Origin of the sequence: Komagataeibacter intermedius TF2, from assembly GCF_000964425.1 — a bacterium.
Lineage (GTDB): Bacteria > Pseudomonadota > Alphaproteobacteria > Acetobacterales > Acetobacteraceae > Komagataeibacter > Komagataeibacter intermedius.
Window position 1 is genome coordinate 1 of record NZ_BANF01000017.1, and the last position, 5,478, is coordinate 5,478.

7 protein-coding genes are annotated in these 5,478 nt (G+C 60.2%); 6 read left to right on the forward strand and 1 reads right to left on the reverse strand.

The window, feature by feature from the left end; genetic code table 11:
• Positions 1-40: 40 nt before the first annotated feature.
• Entirely contained in the window at positions 41-1,255 is a 1,215-nt protein-coding gene (locus B7449_RS03540) for an MFS transporter (RefSeq protein ID WP_039736553.1), read from the reverse strand.
• A 105-nt stretch (positions 1,256-1,360) separates the two neighbouring features.
• Here B7449_RS03540 and B7449_RS03545 point away from each other — a divergent pair, with 105 nt between their 5' ends.
• The 6 genes from B7449_RS03545 to B7449_RS03570 form a co-directional block, all read left to right on the forward strand.
• Complete coding sequence (locus B7449_RS03545) at positions 1,361-1,999, forward strand: TetR/AcrR family transcriptional regulator (RefSeq protein ID WP_048883240.1); 639 nt, start codon at positions 1,361-1,363, stop codon at positions 1,997-1,999.
• A 157-nt stretch (positions 2,000-2,156) separates the two neighbouring features.
• Positions 2,157-2,918, forward strand: a complete 762-nt coding sequence (locus B7449_RS03550) for an SDR family NAD(P)-dependent oxidoreductase (RefSeq protein ID WP_039733291.1) — start codon at positions 2,157-2,159, stop codon at positions 2,916-2,918.
• A gap of 31 nt (positions 2,919-2,949) precedes the next feature.
• Positions 2,950-3,402 (forward strand): SRPBCC family protein, encoded by a 453-nt coding sequence (locus tag B7449_RS03555; RefSeq protein WP_039733290.1) that lies wholly within the window; start codon positions 2,950-2,952, stop codon positions 3,400-3,402.
• Positions 3,399-4,112, forward strand: coding sequence for an SDR family oxidoreductase (gene bdcA, locus B7449_RS03560; RefSeq protein WP_039733289.1), 714 nt, complete (start codon positions 3,399-3,401; stop codon positions 4,110-4,112). Before B7449_RS03555 ends, bdcA begins: the two co-directional genes overlap by 4 nt.
• Before the next feature lie 48 nt (positions 4,113-4,160).
• Positions 4,161-5,051: an aldo/keto reductase gene (locus B7449_RS03565; RefSeq protein WP_039733987.1), complete on the forward strand. Its 891-nt coding sequence runs from the start codon at positions 4,161-4,163 to the stop codon at positions 5,049-5,051.
• Between the two features lie 102 nt (positions 5,052-5,153).
• A partial coding sequence (locus B7449_RS03570) for a glutathione S-transferase N-terminal domain-containing protein (RefSeq protein ID WP_048883242.1) occupies positions 5,154-5,478 on the forward strand: 325 nt, incomplete at its 3' end.

A 5,478-nucleotide genomic window follows, 5' to 3' on the forward strand; every position in this document is an offset into this window, starting at 1 on the left:
CTGAATCAAAATTCCCTACACAAATCAATGGGTCCTGAGCCTAGTTCCCGCCCCCATGTCCGAGCCGGTGCCCAGATCGAAATCCGTGGGAGCGGGAATGCCATGCGATCAGGAATCCAGCAGCAGCGAGCCCCATCACCGCCCAGGGCAATGATGCTGCACCCCATATGTCGAGCAGCGCGCCGCCCAAAAGGGCCCCGCCGGCTATGGCACTGTTCCACGCCACGACATTTATTGACAACGCGATATCCGCGCCATCACCGGCCGCATCCGCCAGTGCCGTCTGGAGCAACGTCGCAGCGCCTCCGAATGTCAGACCCCATATGGTGACACCGATCATGATCACCGCAGGTGATGTGGACCCGAGTGCGAAAACACCCGCGACATCAGCGAATATGGCCAGACTGAGCAGGACGGACAGGCGCAAGGCGTGATCGACCGTGCGGCTGGTCAGCCAGATGCCAACCAGAGCGGCGACCCCGAACAGCAGCAGGATGCGATCTGCCTGTCCCGCCAGTCCGGCAGGTGTGACGAACGGCACGATATAGGTGTAGAGCACGTTGTGCGCGAGCATCCAGGCCATCACTACGCCCAGAACAGACCGCACGCCCGGCATGTCCAGAACATGCTGGAATGGCAGGCGCTCGTGATGCGCGGCCCCCGGAAAGTCAGGAACCTTTGCCAGAACCCATGCGATCAGGAGTATGGTCAGGCCTGACATGATCCAGAAGGCCAGACGCCAGCCGACGGCAGCGCCCAGCCATGTCCCGGCGGGCACCCCCAGCGACAGTGCAATCGGTGTGCCGACCATGGCAATCGCCAGGGCACGGCCTTGCTGGGCGCGCGTCACCATCCGGCGTGCGTAGCCAGCCAGCAACGCCCAGGCGAGACCCGCCGCCGCCCCTGCTCCGTATCGGGCCACCAAAGTCACGCCGTAATGCGTCGAAAACGCGGTGATGGAATTGAATACCACGAAACCGATGATCGCCAGCAGCAGGACCCTCCTGCGCCGCCATCGCTGCGTGGCGAGCGTCAGCGGGATCGCCGCACTCAGTGAGCCTATGGCATAAGCCGTCACCATCTGCCCTGCCAGCGCAGGGGAAATATGCAGACCCGCACCAATCTCGGGCAACAGACCGGCTGGCAGGGTTTCGGTCATGATGCAGATAAAGCCGGTCATGGCCAGCGCGAGCAGACCGGCAACCGGCAGGCGCTCATCGGGTTTTGTCGTGGGCACTGTGATGGTCGGGGTCATGGGTCGCTCATATATGGATCGTTTGATACATATATGGGGCGGTAGCAGCCTTGGCAATCACTTATGGATCACTTAATATGGAAGTCTTTAGGAAGGAGCGATGCCATGGCGCGGACTGGACGTCCCCGTGAGTTTGACCGCGACAGGGCGATTGACGCCGCCACAGCGCTCTTCTGGACGCAGGGGTATGAGCCGACCTCCCTGACTCAGCTCAAGTCCTGCATGGGTAATATCTCGCCCGCGAGCTTCTATGCCGCGTTCGGCTCGAAGGAAGCCCTGTTCCGCGAAGTCGTGCAGCGTTATCTGGAGACCTACGGACAGGTGATGGCGCCGTTATGGGATGAAAGCCTGTCCCCGCGCGATGCCATCGAACGGACGTTGCGCGGTTCGGCACGCATGCAGGCCGCCCGCACACACCCGGCCGGGTGTCTGGTCGTCTGTGGCGCCAGTAACTGCTCACCCGAAAACGAACCCGTTCAGGCGCTCCTCGCGGCGGAACGACAGCGCACGCGTACGGGCATCAAAGCCTGCGTGGAACGCGCCATCGCTCTTGGCGAATTAAAAGCGTCCCCGGCGACAGATGTCTTACCCGACATTCTCGCGACTTTTTTCCACGGCATGACGTGCGAAACCCGGGACGGGATGCGTCCGGACACTCTGGATGCGGCCGTCACGTCGCTGCTGACGTTGTGGGATATCAACGCGGTGAAACGGGGAACAGCAAAGCGGTCCAAAAAACGCTGACGGGTTGACGGTGGCGAGACGATCCGGACCCGGCACAAAACTCCATATCGGTCGATCCACAAATCCTTGACCCTGCTTCGTGTCTCTATTATGGATCGGTCGATATGGAAATGGTATCTTCGGAACCTGACGCCATGCCTCTTCAGGGAAGCCGATCATGAGCACATCAAAAATCGCCCTCGTCACGGGCGCCAATCGTGGCATCGGCTACAGTATTGCGAAGCATTTGACAGCCTCCGGCATCAGCGTGATCGGCACTTATCACGCCAACGAAGATGAGGCGAAGGCTGCCGAAACCGCCCTCAGCAACGAGAATGCAAAACTACGCTTGCTGCAACTGGACATCGCGAACCATGCGTCGTTCACGGATTTTGCTCAACGGGTCAAAGCCCTTCTCGCAAACGAGTTCGGGCAGCAGGGACTAAATTATGTTGTCCAAAACGCTGGCAACATCATTCACACACGCTTCGATGCCGCGACATCCGAACAACTCGACAACCAGTACAACATCCACTTCAAGGGTCCCTACCTGCTGACGGTAGCGCTCCTTCCGCTGATCCGCGATGGTGGCCACATTCTCAACATCACCTCTGCCGCAACACGCTTCTACCTGCCGGATCATGGTCCCTATTCGGCCATGAAAGCAGCGACCGAGGTCATTTCGCTCTACATGGCGAAGGAACTGGGCGAGCGGGGCATTACGGTCAATGCCGTCGCCCCCGGCGCGGTCGCATCGGATTTCGGCGGTGGTCTGGTCCGTGACGATGCCGGGATCAACAGGAGCCTGGCAGAGATCACGCCGCTGGGGCGTGTCGGCCAACCCGATGATATCGGGGCTGCGGTCCGTGGCCTCCTGTCTGACGACATGCACTGGGTGAATGGCCAGCGCATCGAGGTGACAGGTGGCCAGTCGCTTTGATCCCACACAGAAAAAAACCAGGGGACTCCACATGATTCACGTTATGGCCAGCAGCGTCATCAATGCACCCGTTTCGTCTGTCTGGGGGCTGATCCGCGATTTTGGCGCTCTTGGTCGCTGGTTGCCGGGTGTGAAAAGCTGCGTGATCGAAGGCGATGATCCCGGCGACCGTGTTGGCGCGATCCGTCGTGTTGAAATGGGCGATGTCGGTGTCATCCGTGAACAGCTTCTGGCGCTGTCCGACGTGGATCATGCGGTGACGTTCTCGATCATTGAATCGGCTCTGCCGATCCGGAACTACCGGTCGACCATCACGCTTCTGCCCGTAACGGATGGCGATCGCACATTTATCCGGTGGCGCGGTCAGTTCGAAGCGGCTGCCGAACACGCAGCCAGCATGGAGGCCAGAATGCCGACACATATCTACCAGCCAGCGTTCGACAGGCTGGCGGAAATTCTGGCGCAGGGAGAAACACGAGCATGAGCAGCTTTAATGGCAAATCCGTCCTCGTGCTTGGCGGCAGCCGCGGGATTGGGGCCGCCATTGTCCGCCGCTTCGCAACGGATGGCGCGAAAGTCGTTTTCACGTATCTGTCCTCCCCTGATGACGCTCAGGCCCTGGCGACCGAGACAGAAAGCAGGGCCCTGCGCGCCGACAGTGGCGACCGGGACTCCCTCATCGCGCTGATCGCCTCGCTCGGTCCTCTCGACGTGCTGGTCGTCAACTCCGGAATTCTTGGCGCGGGTGATCCACTGGACATGCCGCCGGACGCCATTGACCGGCTTTTCCGCATCAATACCCTCGCGCCCTATCACGCGGCGGTTGCTGCCGCACGGACCATGCCCGACGGCGGCCGCATCATCTTCATCGGCTCAGCCAATGCCGACCGGATGCCGATGACTGGCCTTGCAGCCTACAGCGCCAGCAAGGCGGCACTGAAAGGCATGGTCAAAGGACTGGCGCGTGATTTCGGGGCGCGCGGCATCACCGTCAACGTTGTCCAGCCCGGCCCCACCGATACCGACATGAATCCTGCCGATGGACCGCTGAAAGACGTGATGCACGACTTCATGGCGATCAAACGCCATGCCACGGGCGCGGAGATCGCAGGACTGGTCGCGTATCTTGCCGGGCCAGAGGCAGGCATCATCACCGGTGCTGCATACAACATCGATGGTGGCTTCGCGGCCTGACGGAATAACTGATCCCCAATCACCTGCTGGAAAAAAGGAACGAAGGCCATGACCAGTTTATCCGCTAACGCCACCGACGCCGGCACCTTCAGCATCGGCGGCGACCTTGCCGTTCATCGTCTTGGCTTCGGCGCGATGCGCATCACAGGCCCGGGCATATGGGGACCGCCCGCCGACCACGACGAGGCCATCCGCACGCTGAGGCGTCTTCCCGAACTTGGCGTCAACTTCATCGACACTGCCGATTCCTACGGTCCCGATGTTTCGGAATGGCTGATTAAAGAGGCGCTGCACCCATACCCCAAGGGACTGGTGATCGCCACGAAGGGTGGCCTGACCCGGTCGGGACCAGATATCTGGAAGCCGGTCGGCCGGCCGGAATACCTGCTCCAGCAGGTACACAAGAGCCTGCGCAATCTCGGCGTCGAGCAGATCGATCTGTGGCAGTTGCACCGGATCGATCCCAGGGTCCCGGCGGACGAGCAGTTCGATGCGATCAGGTCCTTCATCGCCCAGAAACTGATCCGGCATGCAGGACTGAGCGAAGTCTCCGTCGAAGACATCAAGGCCGCCTCGAAGTTCTTTGACGTGGCAACCGTCCAGAACCGCTATAATCTCGTCGACCGCACCAGCGAGGACGTACTCGACTACTGCACGGCGCAGAACATCGGGTTCATCCCCTGGTTTCCGCTTGCCGCTGGCGACCTCGCGAAGCCAGGCTCAATCCTGGATACCATGGCGAAGAAGTATGGCGCGCACCCAAGCCAGATCGCACTGGCATGGGTCCTGAAACGCAGTCCGGTAATGCTGCCGATCCCCGGAACTTCGAAAGTCGCTCATCTGGAGCAGAACGTCGCTGCCGCAGACATCTCGCTGTCAGATGAGGACTTCGCGGCTTTGAATGCCGATGGGCGCAAGGCGTTCCGCTCAACGCCATAAAGAAGCACTTCCGGGCAGTTACAGCCCCGGTGCCGAAAGGTCAGGGGAAATGTCCGGACGACGCCTGATATTTTCGCGTTCGATGCCAATAAGGCTGCTCCAATGAAAATTTACGACTGGCCCACAGGGCCCTATCCAGCCCGTGTTCGGATTGCTCTGGCAGAAAAGAATCTCCTGTCCGACGTCGAATTCGTGCCGATCAACTTGTGGAAGGGCGAACACAAGACACCAGGTTTTCTGGCCAAGAATTATTCCGGAACATTGCCAGTTCTTGAACTGGATGATGGAAGCTTTCTCGCCGAATGTACGGCGATCACGGTCTATCTTGATGCGCTCGCCGGTGAACCGACACTGACCGGTCGAACGCCGCTTGAAAAAGGCGCGATCCAGATGATGACAAAACGCGCCGAGATCGAGATGCTGGACG